The sequence below is a fragment of the Lentimonas sp. CC4 genome (assembly GCF_902728235.1).
Classification (GTDB): Bacteria; Verrucomicrobiota; Verrucomicrobiia; order Opitutales; family Coraliomargaritaceae; genus Lentimonas.
In genome coordinates, this window is the sequence record NZ_CACVBO010000001.1 from 190,878 (window position 1) to 211,017 (window position 20,140).

General features: G+C 52.5%; 21 protein-coding genes. 12 read left to right on the forward strand and 9 right to left on the reverse strand.

The features are described 5' to 3' along the window. Nucleotides 1-151 precede the first annotated feature (151 nt). Both GZZ87_RS00845 and GZZ87_RS00850 read right to left on the reverse strand, forming a co-directional pair. On the reverse strand, nt 152-319 hold the full coding sequence (locus tag GZZ87_RS00845) for a hypothetical protein (protein ID WP_162027102.1): 168 nt from the start codon (nt 317-319) through the stop codon (nt 152-154). Nucleotides 320-338: 19 nt separating this feature from the next. Further along, nucleotides 339-1,574 carry a hypothetical protein gene (locus GZZ87_RS00850; protein WP_162027103.1) on the reverse strand — a complete coding sequence of 412 codons (1,236 nt, stop codon included), beginning with the start codon at nt 1,572-1,574 and terminating at the stop codon, nt 339-341. A 201-nt stretch (nt 1,575-1,775) separates the two neighbouring features. On the opposite strand from GZZ87_RS00850, the gene ribB reads away from it, so the two are divergent. From ribB to lptE, 7 genes are all read left to right on the forward strand, one after another. Beyond that, on the forward strand, nt 1,776-2,888 hold the full coding sequence (gene ribB, locus GZZ87_RS00855; RefSeq protein ID WP_162027104.1) for a 3,4-dihydroxy-2-butanone-4-phosphate synthase: 1,113 nt from the start codon (nt 1,776-1,778) through the stop codon (nt 2,886-2,888). A 28-nt stretch (nt 2,889-2,916) separates the two neighbouring features. Next, nucleotides 2,917-3,582 (forward strand): isoprenoid biosynthesis glyoxalase ElbB, encoded by a 666-nt coding sequence (elbB, locus tag GZZ87_RS00860; protein WP_162027105.1) that lies wholly within the window; start codon nt 2,917-2,919, stop codon nt 3,580-3,582. 115 nt (nt 3,583-3,697) lie between these two features. Continuing rightward, nucleotides 3,698-3,877 (forward strand): 50S ribosomal protein L32, encoded by a 180-nt coding sequence (gene rpmF, locus GZZ87_RS00865; protein WP_162027106.1) that lies wholly within the window; start codon nt 3,698-3,700, stop codon nt 3,875-3,877. Nucleotides 3,878-3,917: 40 nt separating this feature from the next. After that, a complete protein-coding gene (gene plsX / locus GZZ87_RS00870) occupies nt 3,918-4,985 on the forward strand; it encodes a phosphate acyltransferase PlsX (protein WP_162027107.1) in 1,068 nt (355 codons plus the stop codon). A 42-nt stretch (nt 4,986-5,027) separates the two neighbouring features. After that, the gene (locus tag GZZ87_RS00875; RefSeq protein ID WP_162027108.1) at nt 5,028-6,029 is read left to right on the forward strand and encodes a beta-ketoacyl-ACP synthase III; all 1,002 of its coding nucleotides are present in this window, start codon (nt 5,028-5,030) and stop codon (nt 6,027-6,029) included. A gap of 5 nt (nt 6,030-6,034) precedes the next feature. After that, a complete protein-coding gene (gene bamD / locus GZZ87_RS00880) occupies nt 6,035-7,051 on the forward strand; it encodes an outer membrane protein assembly factor BamD (protein WP_162027109.1) in 1,017 nt (338 codons plus the stop codon). A 29-nt stretch (nt 7,052-7,080) separates the two neighbouring features. Beyond that, nucleotides 7,081-7,641, forward strand: a complete 561-nt coding sequence (gene lptE / locus GZZ87_RS00885; protein ID WP_162027110.1) for an LPS assembly lipoprotein LptE — start codon at nt 7,081-7,083, stop codon at nt 7,639-7,641. A gap of 94 nt (nt 7,642-7,735) precedes the next feature. Here lptE and GZZ87_RS00890 read toward each other — a convergent pair whose 3' ends face one another. After that, complete coding sequence (locus GZZ87_RS00890; RefSeq protein WP_162027111.1) at nt 7,736-8,161, reverse strand: phosphoribosyl-AMP cyclohydrolase; 426 nt, start codon at nt 8,159-8,161, stop codon at nt 7,736-7,738. Between the two features lie 185 nt (nt 8,162-8,346). Between GZZ87_RS00890 and tkt the strand changes: the two genes are divergently transcribed. The 5 genes from tkt to GZZ87_RS00915 all read left to right on the forward strand — a co-directional run bounded on the left by tkt (nt 8,347) and on the right by GZZ87_RS00915 (nt 13,987). Next, nucleotides 8,347-10,350, forward strand: a complete 2,004-nt coding sequence (tkt, locus tag GZZ87_RS00895) for a transketolase (protein ID WP_162027112.1) — start codon at nt 8,347-8,349, stop codon at nt 10,348-10,350. Between the two features lie 612 nt (nt 10,351-10,962). Next, nucleotides 10,963-11,637 carry a prepilin-type N-terminal cleavage/methylation domain-containing protein gene (locus tag GZZ87_RS00900; RefSeq protein WP_162027113.1) on the forward strand — a complete coding sequence of 225 codons (675 nt, stop codon included), beginning with the start codon at nt 10,963-10,965 and terminating at the stop codon, nt 11,635-11,637. Between the two features lie 683 nt (nt 11,638-12,320). Next, nucleotides 12,321-13,022 carry a hypothetical protein gene (locus tag GZZ87_RS00905; RefSeq protein WP_162027114.1) on the forward strand — a complete coding sequence of 234 codons (702 nt, stop codon included), beginning with the start codon at nt 12,321-12,323 and terminating at the stop codon, nt 13,020-13,022. 371 nt (nt 13,023-13,393) lie between these two features. Then, the gene (locus GZZ87_RS00910) at nt 13,394-13,615 is read left to right on the forward strand and encodes a Nif11-like leader peptide family natural product precursor (RefSeq protein WP_162027115.1); all 222 of its coding nucleotides are present in this window, start codon (nt 13,394-13,396) and stop codon (nt 13,613-13,615) included. A gap of 15 nt (nt 13,616-13,630) precedes the next feature. Continuing rightward, nucleotides 13,631-13,987 carry an ArsC/Spx/MgsR family protein gene (locus tag GZZ87_RS00915; protein ID WP_162027116.1) on the forward strand — a complete coding sequence of 119 codons (357 nt, stop codon included), beginning with the start codon at nt 13,631-13,633 and terminating at the stop codon, nt 13,985-13,987. 251 nt (nt 13,988-14,238) lie between these two features. Here the strand turns inward: GZZ87_RS00915 and GZZ87_RS00920 are convergent, their stop codons facing one another. The 6 genes from GZZ87_RS00920 to GZZ87_RS00945 form a co-directional block, all read right to left on the reverse strand. Beyond that, nucleotides 14,239-15,216, reverse strand: a complete 978-nt coding sequence (locus GZZ87_RS00920) for a hypothetical protein (protein ID WP_162027117.1) — start codon at nt 15,214-15,216, stop codon at nt 14,239-14,241. Nucleotides 15,217-15,589: 373 nt separating this feature from the next. Then, on the reverse strand, nt 15,590-16,675 hold the full coding sequence (gene modC, locus GZZ87_RS00925) for a molybdenum ABC transporter ATP-binding protein (RefSeq protein WP_162027118.1): 1,086 nt from the start codon (nt 16,673-16,675) through the stop codon (nt 15,590-15,592). Between the two features lie 10 nt (nt 16,676-16,685). Continuing rightward, complete coding sequence (gene modB, locus GZZ87_RS00930) at nt 16,686-17,378, reverse strand: molybdate ABC transporter permease subunit (RefSeq protein WP_162027119.1); 693 nt, start codon at nt 17,376-17,378, stop codon at nt 16,686-16,688. Continuing rightward, nucleotides 17,371-18,138 (reverse strand): molybdate ABC transporter substrate-binding protein, encoded by a 768-nt coding sequence (modA, locus tag GZZ87_RS00935; RefSeq protein ID WP_162027120.1) that lies wholly within the window; start codon nt 18,136-18,138, stop codon nt 17,371-17,373. Before modA ends, modB begins: the two co-directional genes overlap by 8 nt. Nucleotides 18,139-18,295: 157 nt before the next feature. Further along, nucleotides 18,296-19,285: an ADP-ribosylglycohydrolase family protein gene (locus GZZ87_RS00940; protein WP_162027121.1), complete on the reverse strand. Its 990-nt coding sequence runs from the start codon at nt 19,283-19,285 to the stop codon at nt 18,296-18,298. Further along, a complete protein-coding gene (locus GZZ87_RS00945; protein ID WP_162027122.1) occupies nt 19,285-20,088 on the reverse strand; it encodes an NAD(+)--dinitrogen-reductase ADP-D-ribosyltransferase in 804 nt (267 codons plus the stop codon). The genes GZZ87_RS00940 and GZZ87_RS00945 overlap by 1 nt, the downstream gene beginning before the upstream one ends. Nucleotides 20,089-20,140: the final 52 nt, after the last annotated feature.

Genomic DNA, 20,140 nt, shown 5'->3' on the forward strand with positions numbered 1-20,140 from the left:
ATCGATCTAGTCTACCAGTCAAAGACTACCCGATTCGCGGCCTACCGCAGTGGCAGCGCATCCACACCCAGGCGCTCGGCCTCGACCGCTGCCCCCTTGACGGCTCTTTTAGGTAAAATGCATACGATGCCTGGCCAGTATAACCATAGTGTCATTCTTTGCGGGCACTAAACAACCACAGCCCTTCCCAGCGCTCGGAAGGCTCATCCATGCTGGAGGCATCAAAAATGCGCCCGAAGCGCACAGCCTCGAACGCCAACCAACCCGAACTCCGCAACCAAAAAGAAACCACCGACTCAAACGAGACCGGTGGTTCCAAGTAAAGACCATTGACCTGACTACCTTCCTTTCTTTTTCGGCGGCGTATACCCCGCCAAGCGTCGCTTCTCATCCGAGTTCATGTATTTACGAATGTCTTCAATCACACTACCCTTACCTCCCGAAGCACGAATGATCGGTCTAAAGCGCTCATCCAACACACGCCGTGCAGCGACAGGATTTGACCCCGCTGGTGCCAGCACCACAACATTCACAGTCGGATGCTTCAGATCGGCTGGATCATAAATATCCTTACAAATCTGCTCATACGCAGCGACTATATCCTTAGGGTGATCCTTATCATTCGGCAAATAATTCGTCGTCAAGATGAAGATCGTATCTGGCTTTTGAGTCGTCAGCGCCCAAATTAAGCCACGGCCCCAATGATAAGTGCCCTTCTTATATTTAGGTAAATACTTATTATTGATATCCTTTGGCGTGCGATAGTCATAATACCACGCAGGTCCAAAAGCCGGCACGCCCTTATCTAGGCGCTGAGGCCACCGTAATCCACTCAGGCGCTTATTAAACTCCTTGGGGTGGCTGCTACCATAAGTCTTATTCGACCCCTCCACTGGGTTAACCGGAGCCATCCAATTCAACAATTGCTGCTTGTTGGTGCCATTCGCAGGCAGCATCTGAGCGGCAAAGGGCGTGCAATGATTCGCCCAAAAGGCCGCAACGTTAAACAAAGCCTGATCAGGTAACTCCTGCACCATTTCTTCTAAGCGCTTACGAATCGTATAAGCAGTCATCCGCGTATAGGCATTCGAGGTGCCTGCTCCGCTCGTGGTCGCTGGACCGAAGTGCACGACAAATGCAATTTTCTCGCCGCTCGATTTAGCTCCGAAGAAATTAATTTCTGGCATCTTAAGGCCCAGCCCCATGCCACCACTGCCGCCCAGCAGATTGCCACCTCCAATGCCTCCAAGCCCAGCACTGACAGTAAAACTGTCATCCATATCAGGCAAATCGACATCCACATTATCAATCGCGATATTCGCGATCGGTCGCATGCTCAAAGCACGTGGCTGCTGTTTCGGTGGCGGTGGCTTGATTTTCACCTTCACTGGTGGCGGTGGCTCCTTCTCGACTATTACCGGCGGCTCTTCGAACTGCGTATCTTCTTGGATAACAATCGTCGCGACTTTGATAACACCGGCCACAAAGGCAGCACCAACATGGAGGACGACACTGATAAGGATCACCTTCATCAGCATCGGATTCATTTTACGTTTCCTTGGCGGAGGTAACATTATATTTTTAGGATTAGGGTTGAAACTTCTGAGCTAGGGATGCGTCAGAACGCTTTTATCTCAACAGAAATAATGATGCGGTGACAACCAAGAATCCCCCAAAAGACCGAATAGTATAAAATAACCACCTCCAAAGAAGCGATGCTGCGAATTGTTAAAGCTAGGACTGGACTCACCAGCAATTCACCCTAGTTTGCCTCAATGACTACGGCAAAGCATTCAGACGCCTTCGACAGCATCGAATCCGCAATTCGCGATATCGCGGACGGCAAAATGGTAATTGTGACCGACGATGAGTCGCGCGAAAACGAGGGCGATTTAATCATGGCGGCATCCAAGGTGACTCCCCAAGCAGTCAACCAAATGGCGCTCCACGCTCGCGGCCTAATTTGTGTGCCAATGCTCGGGCACCAGCTCCGTCGCCTCGGCATCAGCCCGATGGCCTCTGAAAACCGCGAGTCGCACCAGACCGACTTCGCCATCTCAGTGGATGCCGCCGAAGGCATCACCACTGGCATCAGCGCCTACGACCGCGCAGAGACGATCCGCATTTTATCAGACCCGACCTCACACCCCGACATGCTGGTGCAACCAGGTCACGTATTCCCTCTGCGCGCACGACCAGGCGGCGTGCTACAGCGTGCTGGACACACGGAAGCGGCAGTCGACCTAGCTCAACTAGCAGGCCTCCACCCCAGCGGCGTTATTTGCGAAATCCTCAACGAGGACGGCACACTCGCCCGCGTCCCAGACCTGATCGAATACAAGAAGAAGCACAATTTGAAGATGATCTCGATCGCTGACTTGATCGAGTATCGCCATACGCGCGATCGTCTGGTCGAGCGCGTCCTCACGCGCCCCTTCGAATCCGACTTCGGCACCTTCGACCTACATATTTTCCGCAGCGTGCTCGATGATCGCCAGCATATCGCACTCAGCATGGGTGAGCTCAATGGCGACCCAACACTGGTGCGCGTGCAAAGTGAAAACCTACTAACCGACATCTTCCGCGCCAAGGAACTTGGCGGCTACAGTGCTCTAAACGCTGCAATGCAAAAGATCGCCGAAGCAAAGCACGGCGCGATCATCTATATTGAGCAACCGCAAGGTGGCGTGCGCGTCATCGAGGGCGCTGACAAGACCGAACTCAAGGACGTCGGCCCAATGAAAATGGACTTCCGCGACTACGGTATCGGCGCCCAAATACTAGTCGACCTAGGCCTCAAAAAGATCCGCCTACTCTCAAGCACCACCCGCAAAGTCATCGGCTTAGATGGCTACGACCTTGAGATCGTCGAGCAAGTGGAAGTCTAGAACCTACAACACTCAAACGACTGATCGCATGCAAAAACAAGCAAAAGTAGCCGTCATCCTCTCTGGCTGTGGCGTTTTCGATGGCGCCGAAATCCACGAATCCGTGCTCACACTGCTCGCACTCGCCCGCGCTGGAGCTAAAGTCACCTGCGCCGCACCCGATATCACGCAGCGCCATGTCATCAACCATGCCACAGGTGAAATCGCCGAAGACGAGGACCGAAACGTGCTCGAAGAAGCCGCCCGCATCTCGCGTGGCGAAATCAAGCGCATCAATGAGCTGAGACTAAGCGAACTGGATGCCATCATCTTCGTCGGCGGCTTCGGAGTCGCGAAAAATCTATCGAGCCTGGCCTTTGACGGCAAGGCCTACGACATCGACCCGATCATTCATAGCTTCATCCAAGAAGCGCATCAGGCACACAAAGCACTCGGGTTCATGTGCATCGCTCCAGCGCTCGCAGCATCCGCACTCGGCGCAAATCAAGTGCGCCTGACAATCGGCAACGACTCTGACACCGCGGCCATCCTCGAAAGCAAAGGTGCGCAACACATCAACTGCTCGGTCAATGAGATCGTCGTCGATACAACAAACCGCGTCGTCACCACCCCAGCCTACATGCTGGCCGAAGACATCCTCCAAGCAGAAGCAGGCATCAACAAACTAATCACCGAGCTCCTCAAGCTGATATAATTTAAGACAAATAAACCTGATTGAATACTTGACGGGGCGATTTAAGGCTCTTTAATCCGCGGCCTTTAGAAGACGTCGCACGTCTAATTCATTTTCATCTAAGCAAACAAATCTAATGGGACAGCCAAAACGTAAACAATCCAAGCAACGCAGCCGTAAACGCCGTGGTGCAGTTACATATCAATTGCCTCAACTGGCAAAAGACCCACAGGACGGCACACTGTTCCGCCCACACCGCGTGAATCCGGCCAACGGACTCTATCGTGGACGCCAAGTGCTTGACGTAGAAGTCTAAGCCTCGCGCAACCAATAACAACGTATATTTCGAACCACCTATGGGCGCGAGCGCAGTCAACTGCACCATTGCAGTCGACACCATGGGCGGAGACAAAGGGCCCACTGAATTTATTCGTGGGCTTTTTTATGCCATCGAAGAGCTGAAGCTGGACTGCAACTTCACGCTCGTTGGCAATCAACGCCTGCTCGAACGGCTGTTAAAAGTCCGCAAACTCGACGTTTACTCAGATCGCATCAAAATCATCCACTCCACTCAAGTTATTGGGATGGATGAGAAACCGATCCAAGCGCTCAAGACCAAAAAAGACTCTTCCATGGTCAAGGCCATCGCGCTGCTGAAAAACCAGGAAGCCGATGCCATGATCAGTTGCGGTAACACCGGCGCGCTCATGGCCGGTGGCACACTACGCCTGCGACAGATCCCTGGAGTCGATCGCCCCGCGCTCGGTATCATTGTGCCAAGCAAGCGCAACCCGTTCGTCCTAACAGATGTCGGCGCGAATCCTGAGTCCACTCCGGAAAATCTGGTGCACAATGCCATCCTCGGATCGAATTACGCCAAAGCTGCGCTCAACATCAGCAATCCTCGCGTTGCACTGCTAACCATCGGCACCGAAGAAGGCAAAGGCAACACGCTGACCAACACAACTCATCCACTGCTGCAAAATATAGACGGCGTGATCAACTACGTCGGACCGATCGAAGGATTTCAACTATTCGATGGCGATGTCGATGTCGTCGTATGCGACGGATTCGTCGGTAATATTGTCCTCAAGTCCAGCGAAGCGCTATTTGGTTTCATCGGCAACACCATGCGCGAAGAACTCGTCCGCAATGTGAAGCGCAAAATCGGCGCCGTGCTCTCCAAATCCGCATTTAAGGATATGAAGACTCGCCTCGGCCCCGACCAGCACGCAGGCGCGCCATTACTAGGCCTACGCGGTAACATTTTAAAATCTCACGGATCCTCCAATTTCATCGCAATCGCGAACGCTCTGCGCATCGCAAAAGAGGTCGTGACGCATGATATGATTGACTCCATCGGCAGTGAAATCAATCAAGCTAATGGTTTGATCACAAACTCCGAAGCCGAGAACGCTCCTTAGTTACTCCGGCACACTCTGAAAAACAGAGAACCTCCACTTTTAATGTCTAGCCAAACACAGTCTGTCACTATTCTCGGCACCGGTTCTTACGCGCCAACAAACATCGTGACGAATGACGATATGGCAAAGATCGTCGATACCTCCGACGAATGGATACGCTCCCGTAGCGGTATTGGCGCACGTCACTTTGCCGCCGAAAGCGAAACCACCAGCGACATGGCCTGCATTGCAGCCGACCGTGCCATCCAAGCCGCAGGCATCGAACGTAGCGATATCGACTTGATCATCCTCGCGACGATGACCCCTGACATGGCCTTCCCGTCCACCGCCTGCCTCGTGCAGAGTAAACTAGGACTACCGAACGTCACCACGTTTGATATGCAAGCAGCCTGCTCCGGCTTCGTCTACGCACTCAGCGTCGCCAACGCGATGCTACTCTCCGGCAACTTTAACAAAGCGCTCGTCATCGGTGCAGAAAAAATGAGCGGCATCCTCGACTTCGAAGATCGCACGACCTGCGTATTATTTGGCGATGGCGCAGGAGCGGCCGTGCTGAGCAGAGAGACCACCACTGAGAAAGTCGGCGTATTGGGCACGATCTGCGGAGCAGACGGCACCACCCCCAGCCTACTCCAGCAGCCCGCAGGTGGTTCTGCGATGCCCGCTTCCATAGAAACCATTGCCAACCGTCAGCACTTCTTGAAGATGAACGGCAAAGAGATCTTCAAATCCGCAGTGCGCGTCATGGGGCAAGCCAGCACCGACATCATCGAGCAACAAGGCTACACATCTGAAGATTTAACCCTCGTGATTCCGCACCAAGCAAACATGCGCATCATCGATAGCCTTGCCAAACGCTTGAAGATCCCGATGGAAAAATTCCACAACAATTTGGATCGCTACGGCAACACCTCCGCCGCATCCGTGCCCATCGCACTCGACGAAGCCTACCGCGCAGGACGCATCAAGTCTGGAGACCTCATCCTTCTCGTCGCATTCGGGGCGGGCTTGACCTGGGCTTCAACACTGATCAAATGGAAGTAACTTTTATGCATCGCTCATTTCCTCTCCTACTCGCACTCGGGCTGCTTTTGGCCCCCTCATTGAATGCTGCCTCCCTAAACCCATTCAATTGGTTTGGAGGTAGCAGTGACGCGAACAGTATCGATGCCAGCAGCGAAGTCCAAGACGCTGCAGCCAAACTACTAGCAGTCGCCAAAGAAAAATATGATGCTGGCAACTTGAGCTCCGCAAGACGCACGCTCAAAAAAATCATTAAGAAATACCCAGCATCCAACTCCACCGCGGAGGCACTCATGTTGCGGGCCAACATCTACATGGAGCAAGAGCGTTGGACCAAGGGCTTTGATGACCTTCAAGACGTCATCGTCAAGCACGCCGATTACCCAAACTTCGATCGCGTCATCGCCGATCAATTTGATTGCGCCACCGCACTCATGGAAGGCGCACGAGGCCGCATACTCTGGGTATTCCCTGGCTTCAAACAATACGGCACCTCCGCGAAGCAATTTGAACAAATCGTCCTCAATGCACCTTACAACGACTACGCCCCACTCGCGCTGATGAACGTTGCGCTCGTCTCCGAAAAAACCGGAGAGTCGGAACAAGCAATTGATGCACTCGACCGCCTGATCAACTACTATCCGCAAAGTATGCTTGCACCAGACGCCTACTACAACTTGGCGCAGACCTACTCCGACCTCGTCCAAAGCCACGAGTATGACCAAGGCTCCACTCGACGCGCGATCAGTTACTACGAAGATTTCCTGATTCTCTTCCCGGCCAGCAACTACACTGGCGAGGTCGAAGCAAATCTCAAGAATATGGAAAATCAGCTAGCGAGTAGCCGACTTTACATCGGAGATTTCTACTACTACTACCGTAACAACAACACTGCAGCACTCGTGTTCTATAACGAAGCGATCACCACCGAACCAGACTCTGATGCCGCGGAAGAAGCCGCCCTTCGTATCGCAGATATCGAAGCTGGCGTTCGCCCCACCAACAAAGCTAGCATTGTTCGCAAGCTATTGGGAGCGGAGTAATTCTACACATGTTTTCTAGTCAGCCCACAATGAACACGACGTCCCAGAACTCACTCGTCCGCGCCCTAATCGGCCTCACTGCCATCGTCGTATTAGGTCTATTTAATGGCTGCGCCAACTACAAGCTCGGCTCGGCTGCACCCATCCCATTCAATTCGATTTACATCAAACCAACCACGAACCATAGCTTCGCACCTCAAGCACAGCCGATCGTCAGTGCTCAAATACGCGAAACATTCATCCACGATGGACGTATTAAGCTAGTCGACAACGAAGAGGAAGCCGATGCCGTGCTTTACGTCGATTTGACTGAATACAAGCGAACCGCCGGAGCTCGCACGAGTGAAGACACCGAGGTCGCCAGTGACTTTGACATCACTCTAATATCCAGCGTGTCCCTCTACAGCAACCGAACAGGAGACTTCCTGTTCCAAGACCGCACCATCAGAGCCCAAACAAATGCTTACATCGGCAACCCTTACACCGTCGGCGAGATTATATCTTATCAAGAAAGTGAGCGCCAAGCGATGACTCACCTCGCACGCGAAATGGCCAGAAAAGTAACCGACGAAGTGCTCAGCCCGTGGTAGGCGAAAGCGACTCAACCATTTAAAACAAAAAAAGGGGCGGCGAATTCAATTCGCCGCCCCTTTTGTTTCTCAAAGCCTAGACGTTTCTCAAAGCCTAGACCTGAGCCGGATCGACGAATTCGAGCGATCCGTCCTCTTTTAAACGACGGTAGTAGCAACCCGAACGAGCGACGCCTGCCTGGTTCTTCGTGTGGCATGCGCCCTTGCCCGCAGGAGTCACCGAATACAGAATCGAGTTCTGCTCACAATTGACGCGAATGTCCTCAATCTTCAGGTAGTCCCCACTGGTCTTCCCCTTGATCCACAACTCATTGCGGCTCGTGCTCCAAAAAGTCGCCATGCCACACTCTAGCGCAGTCTGTAGCGCAAGTTCATTCGCATAGCCGACAATCAAGACCTCACCGGTCTTGGCGTCCTGCGCAATCGCAGGCAGCACATCAGCACCGCAATTCGCCACCTTACGCAGCTTCGTGAAATCAAGATTAAGGGCAGCGCCCTGTTCTAATTCTTCGTGTGTCATACTATTGGAGTAAGCTTTTGCCCCCACCTGAGTCGAGTTTCGAATTCAAATTATGCATGACTGTAAAATGAAGAATTCATGGATATACACCCATTTTTCCTTTCAATTCAATAATAGCAGTCCATCGTGCTTGCTTCTCAAACAAAGCAGAACTCGGCGCACACACGCCAAAACACATATACATCATGAACACAGCCACACCATCTAGTGCTGAAACTCTCTCCCAAGCAGCGAATCAAGCGCGCGGACTCGCGATCGATGCGATCCACGCCTGCAGCTCCGGCCACCTCGGTTTGCCATTGGGTTGCGCAGAAATCGGTGCAGTCCTTTTCGGCGACGGCGGCTTGCGCTACAATCCAGCCGCTCCAAAATGGCTGAATCGCGACCGCTTCGTGCTCTCCGGCGGCCACGGCTCCATGTTCATCTACTCATGGCTGCACATTGCAGGCTACGCACTCTCACTCGATGAAGTGAAAAACTTCCGCGTGCTCGGCTCCGAAACTCCAGGTCACCCAGAGTTCGGCGACACTGTCGGCGTCGAAGCCACCACTGGCCCACTCGGCCAAGGCATCGGTAACGCAGTCGGTTACGCACTCTCCGGCAAGCGCGCTGCTGCAAAATTCAACACAGCGGACCACACCATCTTCGACCAGCACATCTTCGCACTCAATGGCGACGGTTGCCTCCAAGAAGGCGTTGCCAAGGAAGCCATCGCTTTTGCCGGTCACAACAAGCTCGACAACCTCATCCTCATCTATGACTCCAACGACGTCACACTCGACGCCATGGCAACTAAGTCACAGAGCGAAGACGCTGAGTCCTACTTCATCTCCCAAAACTGGGATGCGATCACCATCGACGGTCATAACCTGACCGCAGTCAAGGAAGCCATCGCACACGCCAAGTCCAATGACAACGGCAAGCCTACGGTCATCATCGCGAAGACCACCATCGGCAAGGGAATCTCTCAAGTCGAAGGCACCGCAGCTGGCCACGGTGAAGGCGGCGCAAAATTCGCAGCTGAAGCACGCAAGGGCCTCGGCCTTCCAGAAGAGACCTTCTACGTCTCCCCTGAAGTGCGCGCACACTTCGCTGAAGTCGCAGCAGCCGGCAAGAGCACATACGAAGCATGGGAAGCAACCTACGCAGCATGGAGCGCAGCCAACCCTGCACTCGCAGCCGAGCTCGAAGCGTCCGTTAAAGATGAAGTTCCAGCCGACCTGCTCAATCGCATTCCTGAATTCAAGGCCGATGAAGGTGGTGCCACACGCGCCACAGGCGGTGCTGTGATCAACGCCGTTGCCAAGGAAGTGCCACAACTCATCACTGGTTCTGCTGACCTTTACGGCTCGACTAAGAACTACATCAAAGACGGTGGCGACTTCTCCGCTGAAAACTTCGGCGGTCGCAATATCTGGTTCGGCATCCGCGAGCACGCAATGGGTGCTATCTGCAACGGTATCGCATACGACGGCATCTTCCGTCCAAGCGGCGCTACCTTCCTGGTATTCGCTGATTACCTTCGCCCAGCGATTCGCCTCGCAGGCCTCGCAAAGCTTCCTGTGACTTACATCTTCACACACGACTCTGTCGGTGTCGGCGAAGACGGCCCAACGCACCAGCCTGTTGAGACAGTCAGTGGTTTGCGCGTCATCCCGAATGTTGATGTGATCCGCCCATCGGATGCCGAAGAAACTGCAGCCGCCTTCGCAGCCGCAACACTTCGCAAGGACGGCCCAACGGCTCTGATCCTCACACGTCAGAACGTGCCGGCCAACCAAGGCGTCAGCGCAACAGACCGCCGCGAAGGCACACTCAAGGGTGGCTACATCGCAAAGCAGGAAACTGGCGAGCTGAAACTGATCATCATGGCAACAGGCTCTGAAGTGCAACATGCACTCGGCGCAGCTGAGCAACTCGGTGAAGGCGTCCGCGTCGTCTCCCTACCTTGCTTCGAGCGCTTCGAACGTCAGTCAGCAGACTACATCGAAAGCATCCTGCCATCCACATGCACCAAGCGCGTTGCCGTGGAAGCAGGCGTGTCCAGCACATGGGGCAAGTATGTCGGCCTGACAGGCAAGACTGTCTGCATCGACCGCTTCGGCATTTCCGCACCAGGCGACATCGTCATGGAGAAGCTAGGCATGACAGCCGACAACGTCGCAGCCGTTGCTAAAGAACTACTCTAAACCGTAGTTATCATTTAACGACAAAAGGCCGTCTCGCAAGAGACGGCCTTTTTTGTGCTCCGAGTTCTCCGACAATGACTCCAATCACGATGTGCGAAGTTCACTCTATCTTTATGCTGATGAAGCACTCTTCACCTGCCTGCACAGCGACTTCGGCAAAAGCAGCCGCAAGAGTGACCTGGTAACTCCGATGCCGCGATTAACAAATAGAACTGTGGAGCTGAAACAAGATTACACATGAATCTGTCGTTTTAGACGGGAAAGAATAGACCACACCTGTTTGCCCTGCAGTGAGCTAGGGTAGTTTAATTGAAATATAATGTATATAAGTGATGTAACTTCTCGGGCGCGTGATGTAAACTGTTCACAGTTTTCAATTGTCCTACGACTTAAGGGCATTAAGCAAGAAGACACATCAACTGCTTTGATAGCCTAGGCAATCAAGGACTTTAAGATCTACCCCAACGACACTACTTAATAATCAGGAAAATGAAATATACAGTTCTACGACTCCCAGCTGTTATCTCTTCAGCTACCTCACGTAATAGAAGAACATCGAACCGCCATGGTGTTCCTCTTTCAAGCCTTCACAGGCAAACGACCGACAAAACAATGTGTTCTAAGAGTGCATTCACTCTGATCGAACTCCTTACCGTGCTCGCGATCATCGGCATCCTGGCTGCCATACTGATCCCTGCGGTTGGCAAAGTAAGGGCAAAGGCACAGTCCGCGAATTGCATGAGCAATCTTAGACAGTTGACTGCGGGCGCATTGCTTTATTCGAGCGACCACAAAGGAGACATGCCGACACGCCAAGATTTAAGCGAAGATGGAGGACCAAAGTCCTGGCCAGACACGCTAGGCCCATACATCAATGTAGAACGTATAGATGGGAGTTTCGCGACAACTCCGAGCGTGAAGACCTGCCCCACTCAATACGCGATCTACCAACAGAGCCGAACCTACGGGATCAACTACCTGCTTACGAATCAGCAACAAGGAAAAAGCGATCGAGGCCCTACGAACTTGCTTCGCATGGGGCGGGGCGACAACGGTGACACCGCACTGTCTGCCATTCCTTATTTCATGGACGGTGAAATGAACGCTGCGGGCAATTGGAAAATCTTCCGCGCGTGGTCAGAGGATGAAGGCAACGAGAATAACTTCCCGCATGACGGAGCCTGCAACATGTCCTTTCTAGATGGGCATGTCGAGTCGACGAGGTCAGGAGAAGGAATCTGGGCAGACGGTCGTCCGGCCTTTGAGGATGGCAGTAAGGCCTTTTAGTTAAATGCTTGAGATGCTGCAGCGCATCAAGAGTTGTATTTTTTAGCTCAACCCATCCGGCACGGACGTGTGCCGCCTGAGCTTTCCCCACAAGTTGAGGATGCCGAAGTTCGTGGTGAAAACACACCTTCTCTGTCAAGGGAAGGTGCCTCGTCCGCCGAGACGGCATGCGGCCGTAGCCTTGGCCGAGGAGTGAAGGGTTTCGCGCAACATGAGCAGATTCTTTAAACTCCCCCTCCGAACCTCGCGGGACCACCTCCCTTTTCCCTGCATATCCTTATACATAAGCCTGGGATGCCATAGGTTTGGCTATGGATACGTATATTGAACCGCCCGCTTCGCTTCAGAACGCTGAGGTCATAGAGGTTTTTAGTTAAATTAGATTCAAGATCGCCCATTATCTATATTCTCAAGTCAAATACACTCGTATTTACTGAGCACTCATCCCCTCTGCGTCCTCGGCTCTCTAGTGACTCTAGGGAACGGACGGAAACGCATGGGAGACGCGTCGAACAAACAGTAGAAGCGGCTTTCAGCTGCTCTTGAAAGTAAGAGCGCCAAGCAACGCGGCTGGATGTCGCAGCTACCTACAATCAGGTAGGGAATTAAAATTGCTCATTTTCTATACTTCTTCATATTAAAAATAGTTTTTTCCAGTTAGCCCCCAACCACACAACTTAGACATGAAGAAGTTACTATTACTCATTATATGCACTGCATTTATGCAGGCACTATCAGCCGCCGAACTCGTCTCACTGACGAGCACCGATGGACGCACGATTATGGCGACCATTGATAACTTCACTCCACGCGACAACCAACTGACGGTGCGAATCAACGGACAAGGCAGTCGAGTCAAATTTGGATTGGATCGTCTCGACAAAGCCTCGCAGCAGATCGTCGCGGATTGGTATGAGGTCTACTCTGTAATCAAATCAGTGACGATTCGATCAGAGCGCATTCCAGCAAAGAACAAAAAGAATCGTATTTTTGAAATCGAACTATCTAGCGCAGCTGAAAAAGACATTGAAAATGTTCGAATTGATTATGTCGTGCCGATCAAAAGAAACTTGATGAAAGAATCTGAAAAAAGCACCCCGAAGGCGATTAAATATGAAAAAGTCGTAGAGGAGACAATCATCAAAGGTTCAATCAAAGTCGGAACGATCACAGCTCGTAGTAAACGCAATGTATATTCTGACGAGATTGAAGCGACCGCCATTCAAAGCATTCCACAAGGCAAGGGCAAAGACCCCAAGGAAGTCACAAATAAACACTCCATTAAAGGAATTTTACTGAAGGTGTATATCGACGACAAACTGATACGCGAGTATGAGTCCCAGAATGGCGTAAAGGAACTCATTGAAAAATACTCACAAGACTAAGCAACAAAGCGGCTTAGGCCCACAACACCACTGCAGCGTGTTATCGACCAAGCCATCTCGATGGACAGATCGTAATTCTAGCGAAACTGTAGAGTTGCGAGTCGATCAAAATGACGACCGATAACGACGACGGTCAGACATTCACTACCTCGAATTCATGTATCCGTGGTTCCAATACGTTTTAAAGCATCGACTCGAGAGTAATCAAACAGGCTAGCTTCTAGACGCGCATACCGATCCTTATTTCAGCGATTCAAGCTGAACAGGATTCATTCCTAGAGGCTCAATGGCACATGCTCTGCTAATTTCTACGGCAGCGATACAGGCCGTTTGCCTGTTGAGGCTATCTTGAAACTTAATCGGAAAATCACATGTCCAAAGAAAACGTAGAAAAATTACTAGAAGCTGGTGGCTCTGACAAAGAGCTGCGTATCAAATATAATGTCATCGAGACCAAAGAAGAATTCGTCGCGACTGCAAATGCAGAAGGCTATGACTTCACCTCAGACGAGCTAGACGAAGTGCTCAAGGAGGAAGACTTCACATTTGAATCGTATGGCAATCCACGCACACGAGGCATTTGGATACGCTAAAAGAGAATATATCCGATGAAAGGGATCGTCTCATACTACGAGAGCCCAGACTGGCACGACAACGCGCAACAAAAGCAGCACCTCAGAGATGCCGGCTACGTGCTACAAGTATTCAACCTACTTGAGAAGCAATGGGAGGCGTCGAATCTGAATAAGTTCTTTGCAGAACAAGGTATCCACGACTGCGTCAATCCACACGCGCCACAAATCGTATCGGGCGACTTCGACCCTGCATCTCTCGACGAGCGGGCACTGCTGAATGCCATGCTCGAACAGCCCACTCTCATACAGCACCCCTTGATATTTTTCAGGGGACAATTCGCGAGTGGGTTTAAAAATAAATTAGTCACCCAACTGCTTGGCACTGAATAAGCGCCAAGCAGCGGTGCAACCAAAGTTATACTCACGCGCAGCATGATTTGTGAAAAGCGCCTTCATGCTATTTCGCTATCTTGCTGTAGGGGCTTTGCTTGCGAAGACCGCGCAAAGGCCACACACATAGGAAGTTGTAAAACTTTAGCTGCCTTCGCGGGTGCCGCAAGCAGCACCCCTACGCTAGATTCTTCAATTTCACCAATCACAATTTATCATGCGCGGCAGTATAGCCGAGGCGTGTTTGCCTACTAGCTAGTGCAACACGACGCCTCGGCGCCGCTGCAGCCCGCACACGAGGCACAAGCAGAACGCAAGACCTGCGAACGCTCAAAGGTGCTGAACGTGCAGTCAGAGCGATCAAACACTTGCTCAGTCACGCCAACAATACGCACCGTATCAGCTGAAAAATCGATCTGCATTGGCACCGTGCGCATTTCCTCCATATCGATCAGACTGGTAGTCTCCAACGGCTCCATCACCACTTCAGCCGCATCACCGGCCTGAACACGCACACCAGTGTGCACCGTTTTCAACGATAGCAACTCACCATTGGGCGCAAACTGCACGGAGTTTTGATCCGCATGCATCCCTACCATCTCGGCATCAAACGCCAAGACACTACCAATACTCGTATCAATGCGCATCGGTTGCGCGGGCTCGACCGTCTTGAGACTCCCATCCTCATACAATGAGAAACCTGTGCGCACACGCATCAATCCGACAGGTGTCTTCAGCACGATCTTTTCACCTGGCCACAGCGTTAGACTCTTCAACGCACCGCTCTCATAAAAATGAATACCGATCACTTTACTCATAAAGCGCCCCAGCGGTAATTCGAACTCTAGTCGCTCAGCCAGCTCACCTTCATTTTTCTCAGACCAATACCCGTCGATCTTTCCATTCAAAGGAAACAGTCGATTGACCCCACCGCTTTTATAAAAAGTCACTAATTCCGCTTTATATTCATCCAGCGGAGTTTGGATCGGCAAAGGCAGATCCAGCGCAGCACTTTTGATCTCGCCGGAGTCAAAGAACGATAGTGAACTGCGATACTTCTTCTGCCGCTCACCAAACTCATCAGGGCTAAACTGCGGGATCAATTCGCCCACAGGTGTTTGAATCCGATTCTCACGGTTCAACATGCAAGATTCCACATGACCCGACTTACCCTTTTGGATATCAGTCACCCCATGTAGGACGCCGTATTTTGTCTCTAATGTATTCATGATACAGTATCATAAGGCATAAACCGCGCCGATCCCTTTGAAGGCACTAGGATTGCTCAGCACTAATTAATGTTACTTATGAACGGTAATAGCCCAATTAACAAAGGATCAGCATCTACTCACGCGCTGTATAATTTGTGAACAGCGTAGTCGATCGACTTCGCTTCCCTAACGTAGGGGCTTTGCTCGCGAAGACCGCGCAAAGGCCGTAAGCACAGGAAGTTTTGCAATATCTCCTACGGGAGGGATGGCCTCCGCGCCTGCTGCGTTCTACGCTGCCGTCCGCCGAGCCTCAGCACTCAACCAAAGCACAGAACCAAAGCACCAGCACGCTGCAAAACGAGGCGGAGCTCGTCCCTCCCCAATAAATAGACTACAACCGAGCATCAACCAACTCCAGAGCGTTCGACTTAATAAGACAAGTCACCGCTTCCCCATCTGATAACTCAATGGCCTCGGCTGCGTCACGTGTCACCTCAACCCAGAGCGTCGCATCACCGAGACGCACCTGCACCAATGTATTACTATTCACTTCAGCACATGCCACCACGGTTCCGCCAAGCTGATTGCGCACCGACAACCCCTCAACCGGTTTTCGTGCCAAAATAATTTCATCCGGTCGCACTGCCAGGCGCACAGTTTGTCCCGCAGGCAATCCCCAGTTCGGCAAATAGATTTCCAGCGCCTCACCTCCAGTTTGCAATGCAGCACATTGACAACTCGCGCCCGCATCAACCGCATGTGGCAGCACTTCAATCGTATTGCGTAGTCCGGCATCCAGCAAAGTCGTCAGCACCTGTGGCGTCTCGATCAAATCCCCGAGCTGCCCCTGCCCTGCCAAGTTCCCGTTCTCCAATAAAATCACTTCGTCGCACAAGCGTGTGACTTCGTCGATATCGTGACTCACCATCAGAATCGGCACCTTCAACACATCTCGCACACGCTCGATCAACAAAGCCACCTGCCCTTTCAGTCGGCGATCCAAGCCCGACATCGGCTCATCCAGCAGTAACAAACGCGGCTCCGACAACAAAGCACGCCCCAGCGCCACACGCTGCGCCTCGCCGCCCGATAGCCCTACAACGGAACGCTCCAGCAAGCCATCGATCTCAAGCAACTGCACGATCTCATCAAAAGTGAACCGCTGCTCACGTCCCCTCAGACGCTTTTGCCCATACATTAAATTCTGCAACACACTCAGATGCGGAAACAAACGCGCGCCTTGAAACATCGTCGCAATCGCTCGCTTTTCTGGCGGCAGCCAAATCCCCTGCTCCGTATCACACAGCACATCGCCATCAAATACGATTCGTCCACACTGCGGACGCAGCACACCAGCCAAGCAGTGCAACAAAGTCGTCTTACCAGACCCTGACTCGCCAAACACACCCACGGCCTGCGACGCCAAGGTTGCGTCCAGCGACAGCGCAAACGAGCCCTGCTGATGACTGATGTTCAACTCCAGCATCTCACACGCGCCCTCCACTACGCTTACGCATCCGCTGTTGTAAATACTCCGACAGCAACAAAGCCGCGATCGATACCAATACCGACAGCACCACTAAACGATAGGCCGAAGCCTCTCCGCCAGGCACCTGTAGCAAGGAGTAAATCGCCAGTGGCAAGGTGCGTGTCTCATCGGGAATGTTCCCCGCAAAGGTAATCGTCGCACCAAACTCTCCCAATGAGCGCGCAAAGGCCAAGCTCAACCCCGCAAAGATCCCCGGCAACGCCAGCGGCAACGTAATCGAACAAAACACATCCAAGCGTCCCGCCCCGAGCGAACGAGCGGTCGCCTCAATCTGTGGATCGATCTGTTCCACCGACAGCCGCACCGAGCGCACCATCAATGGAAATGCCATCACCGCCGAAGCCACTGCAGCCCCCTGCCAAGTAAAGGCCAAGGTCCACCCGAGCATCGAATCGAGCCACGCCCCCAGCCAGCCATTCCGTCCGAGGCTTACCAATAAAAAATATCCGACCACCACAGGAGGCAGCACCAATGGCAAATGAATCAACGCATCGACAATCGCACGTCCACGGAACTGGAACCGAGCCAGCGCATAGCCCACCAGAACCCCGGGCACCACCACCAACGCCGTGCACACCAACGCCACCCGCAGCGAAAGCGCAATCACACTCCACTCGGCTGCACTAATCACGTGCCCTCCGTCCTTCGATTAAAAAGCCAGAGCCATCAAACACCGCACCGGCGGCAGCACTCTGCAAATACTCATAAAACATCTGCGCAGACTCACCAGCACCACGCACCAAGGCAACCGGATAAATAATATCAGGCTGCAAGGCCTCAGGCACTGGATAGAGCACCTGCACCCGCTTCGACAGCTGCGCATCCGTCGCATACACCACGCCCACAGTCACCTCGCCCGTAGCCACAAAATTCACAGCAGACGATGCATTATTGCCCGCGATCACACGCGGCGCCACTGCATCCCACTCGCCGCTCTGCACCAGAGCCGACTTCACATACATGCCTACCGGCACATGGTCGGGATCCCCCAGCGCCACCATGCCCGTATACTCGCCCAATACCTCACCATCGTCATGCAGCCATTGTAAATCGCCATCAGCCGACACGACCACCAATTGATTGCCCAGCAAGTGCACAGTCGTCCCAGGCACCAAGCGATCGTCTGCCTGCAAATATTCCATCCACTTCACATTGGCCGATAGAAATACATCCGCAGGCGCGCCCGACTCGATCTGCCGCGCTAAAGTCGAGCTCGAAGCCGCATTCACCGCCACTGCAATGCCCGTCTCTTCATAAAATTGAGCCGCGATCGTTTCGACTGCCGCCGCCGTGCTCGCTGCAGCAAACACACGGACACGCTCCTGCGGCCCACAACCTGAGCCACAAACGCAGGCGATTAGCCCAACACTAAGAATGATAAATAAACGCATAACGACACACCGATGAATGCAAGCAATCACTAACAGCAAGTAACTCATCGTCATTTGGACATGATCTCATATTCGTGTAAATTCGTGTTCATTCGTGGTTTCTAAAACTGAAGCTAAGCCTACTTCCGTGTTTAGGTTAATGACAAGGGTCAAGACGCTACACACGCAACCGCGCCCAGCGATCTTCCTGAACCTGCAACGCCTCCTCCATGCGCTCTAAGACCGGCGCCAACCAATCCCAACCGCGCAGATCCGCCATCCAGCGTTCCGGAATACCGAACTCGCCAAATCGCACACCCGCAATCCCACCAGCAATACACGCCGTCGTATCCGTATCATTACCCAGTGAAATCGCTCGTTTAACAATCGCCTCATAGCTATCGGCCTCACACGCATACAGCGCCGAGTGCAAGGAATCGACCACATACCCAGTCCCTTTCGGCGTCGTATCAATTAGAATATGCGTATCCAGTTCCTGCATACAACGCTTCGAGTCCGCATGTATTCGCCGAACGGATTCAACCGCACGCTCCCAAGCATCAGAGAAGCCGCGCAACTCATAGCGCACCCACAGGCAATACAAGCCACAACACAGCTGCGAACGTAGGTGCGAGTGCGTTAAACGCGATTGACGATGCGCATCCATCACCAACGAATAATCATTGCCAGTATGTAACAACGCCAGCGGCAGGCTGCGCATCAACGAACCATTGCCATTATTACGCACGCCCCCCAGACCTGAATAATCAATCGTCTGCCCGCGCTTCAAACGCTGAATCGACACACTAGTCTGATTCCCAACATCAAACACATAGCGATTCACCGCCATGTAGCCGACATCGAACCAACGCAACAAGCGCGATGCAAAGTCATATGGATGATAGCAGCCACAGCGTAGCAACGATGCCAGTAGGCACAGCGCCTGCGCGCCGTCATCCGACCACGAACCCACAGGCACATCCGCATACGAACGAATAAATCCGTCCGGCGGACGCATCTCCAAGTGCTTCAACGGCGGTAACATGCGCGCATCAGTAAACTCATACGGCACGCCACAGGCATCGCCAATTAATAAGCCCAACAACCCGCCACGTGAACGTGCGAGGCGCCCCAACTCCAGTTTCGGTGCTTCTTCACATAGAACCATTACCATAATAATTTCCGCACTGTGTAGCGGCCTCCAATTAATAAATATTCGTCTTCCCCCTTCAACAAACTGTCCGGCAGCAGATCGCTATAAAACACGATCTTCACCAGAGGCACCTTCACCTCCCACACCGTCGACCCAAACTCCCAGGCCTTTTCACGATCCGAGGTAAACGAGCTGATATTATTCAATTGAATTACCTCCTTGCGACGCTCCTGATTTGAATCAATCACCTTATATTCTTCAGGATCATGCGTGCCACGGTAGAGTATCAACGAATTCTCACCTGGCAGACGCCGCTGCAGCTCATACTGACAAAATTCAAAAATCAGATCGAACTGCGAATTAATCGCATTCGTGCGCGCGCTGCCTCGAATCAGATCAATCGCAAACACAGGATTATCTTCAAACGGATTCCCCTTCATTAAGCCCTTGTGAAACGTCGGCGGCACGCCGAAACGGCTCAGCACCCAGCCTTTCAGCACCGCGCCTTCAATCGAGTTACTATCCACGCCCCAGCCCCGCAGGAAACGAACGTAACTATTGCGCAAACTCTTGCGCGCGCTCGCATGATAATCCTCCCACTGGTGTAGCGCGAATTTGACCGACATGTATTCGTGCAGCATCTCCCCGCGCCGCTTCGGATTAGGCTCCTCTTCCAACTGTTCGAAAAAATGCTGATTCGATTCACGCACACCTGCTAGATGAATCGAAGACGGCGTCTCATTGAAGTCCAATGACGTCACCACCCACGGCGGATGTGATATAAAATTAATAAACGGTCGTGCGTGTGTCGTCTGCATAAAGTCGAAGTCTGCATCCTTTTAGCGTTTTGCATGCCAGCACATCGGTTCA

Coding starts and splice junctions, on each gene's coding strand:
- GZZ87_RS00850 (WP_162027103.1), bottom strand. CDS start 1,574: ATGTTACCTCCGCCAAGGAAACGTAAAATGAATCCGATGCTGATGAAG.
- ribB (WP_162027104.1), top strand. CDS start 1,776: ATGACTACGGCAAAGCATTCAGACGCCTTCGACAGCATCGAATCCGCA.
- elbB (WP_162027105.1), top strand. CDS start 2,917: ATGCAAAAACAAGCAAAAGTAGCCGTCATCCTCTCTGGCTGTGGCGTT.
- rpmF (WP_162027106.1), top strand. CDS start 3,698: ATGGGACAGCCAAAACGTAAACAATCCAAGCAACGCAGCCGTAAACGC.
- plsX (WP_162027107.1), top strand. CDS start 3,918: ATGGGCGCGAGCGCAGTCAACTGCACCATTGCAGTCGACACCATGGGC.
- GZZ87_RS00875 (WP_162027108.1), top strand. CDS start 5,028: ATGTCTAGCCAAACACAGTCTGTCACTATTCTCGGCACCGGTTCTTAC.
- bamD (WP_162027109.1), top strand. CDS start 6,035: ATGCATCGCTCATTTCCTCTCCTACTCGCACTCGGGCTGCTTTTGGCC.
- lptE (WP_162027110.1), top strand. CDS start 7,081: ATGAACACGACGTCCCAGAACTCACTCGTCCGCGCCCTAATCGGCCTC.
- GZZ87_RS00890 (WP_162027111.1), bottom strand. CDS start 8,161: ATGACACACGAAGAATTAGAACAGGGCGCTGCCCTTAATCTTGATTTC.
- tkt (WP_162027112.1), top strand. CDS start 8,347: ATGAACACAGCCACACCATCTAGTGCTGAAACTCTCTCCCAAGCAGCG.
- GZZ87_RS00900 (WP_162027113.1), top strand. CDS start 10,963: ATGTGTTCTAAGAGTGCATTCACTCTGATCGAACTCCTTACCGTGCTC.
- GZZ87_RS00905 (WP_162027114.1), top strand. CDS start 12,321: ATGAAGAAGTTACTATTACTCATTATATGCACTGCATTTATGCAGGCA.
- GZZ87_RS00910 (WP_162027115.1), top strand. CDS start 13,394: ATGTCCAAAGAAAACGTAGAAAAATTACTAGAAGCTGGTGGCTCTGAC.
- GZZ87_RS00915 (WP_162027116.1), top strand. CDS start 13,631: ATGAAAGGGATCGTCTCATACTACGAGAGCCCAGACTGGCACGACAAC.
- GZZ87_RS00920 (WP_162027117.1), bottom strand. CDS start 15,216: ATGAATACATTAGAGACAAAATACGGCGTCCTACATGGGGTGACTGAT.
- modA (WP_162027120.1), bottom strand. CDS start 18,138: ATGCGTTTATTTATCATTCTTAGTGTTGGGCTAATCGCCTGCGTTTGT.
- GZZ87_RS00940 (WP_162027121.1), bottom strand. CDS start 19,285: ATGGTTCTATGTGAAGAAGCACCGAAACTGGAGTTGGGGCGCCTCGCA.
- GZZ87_RS00945 (WP_162027122.1), bottom strand. CDS start 20,088: ATGCAGACGACACACGCACGACCGTTTATTAATTTTATATCACATCCG.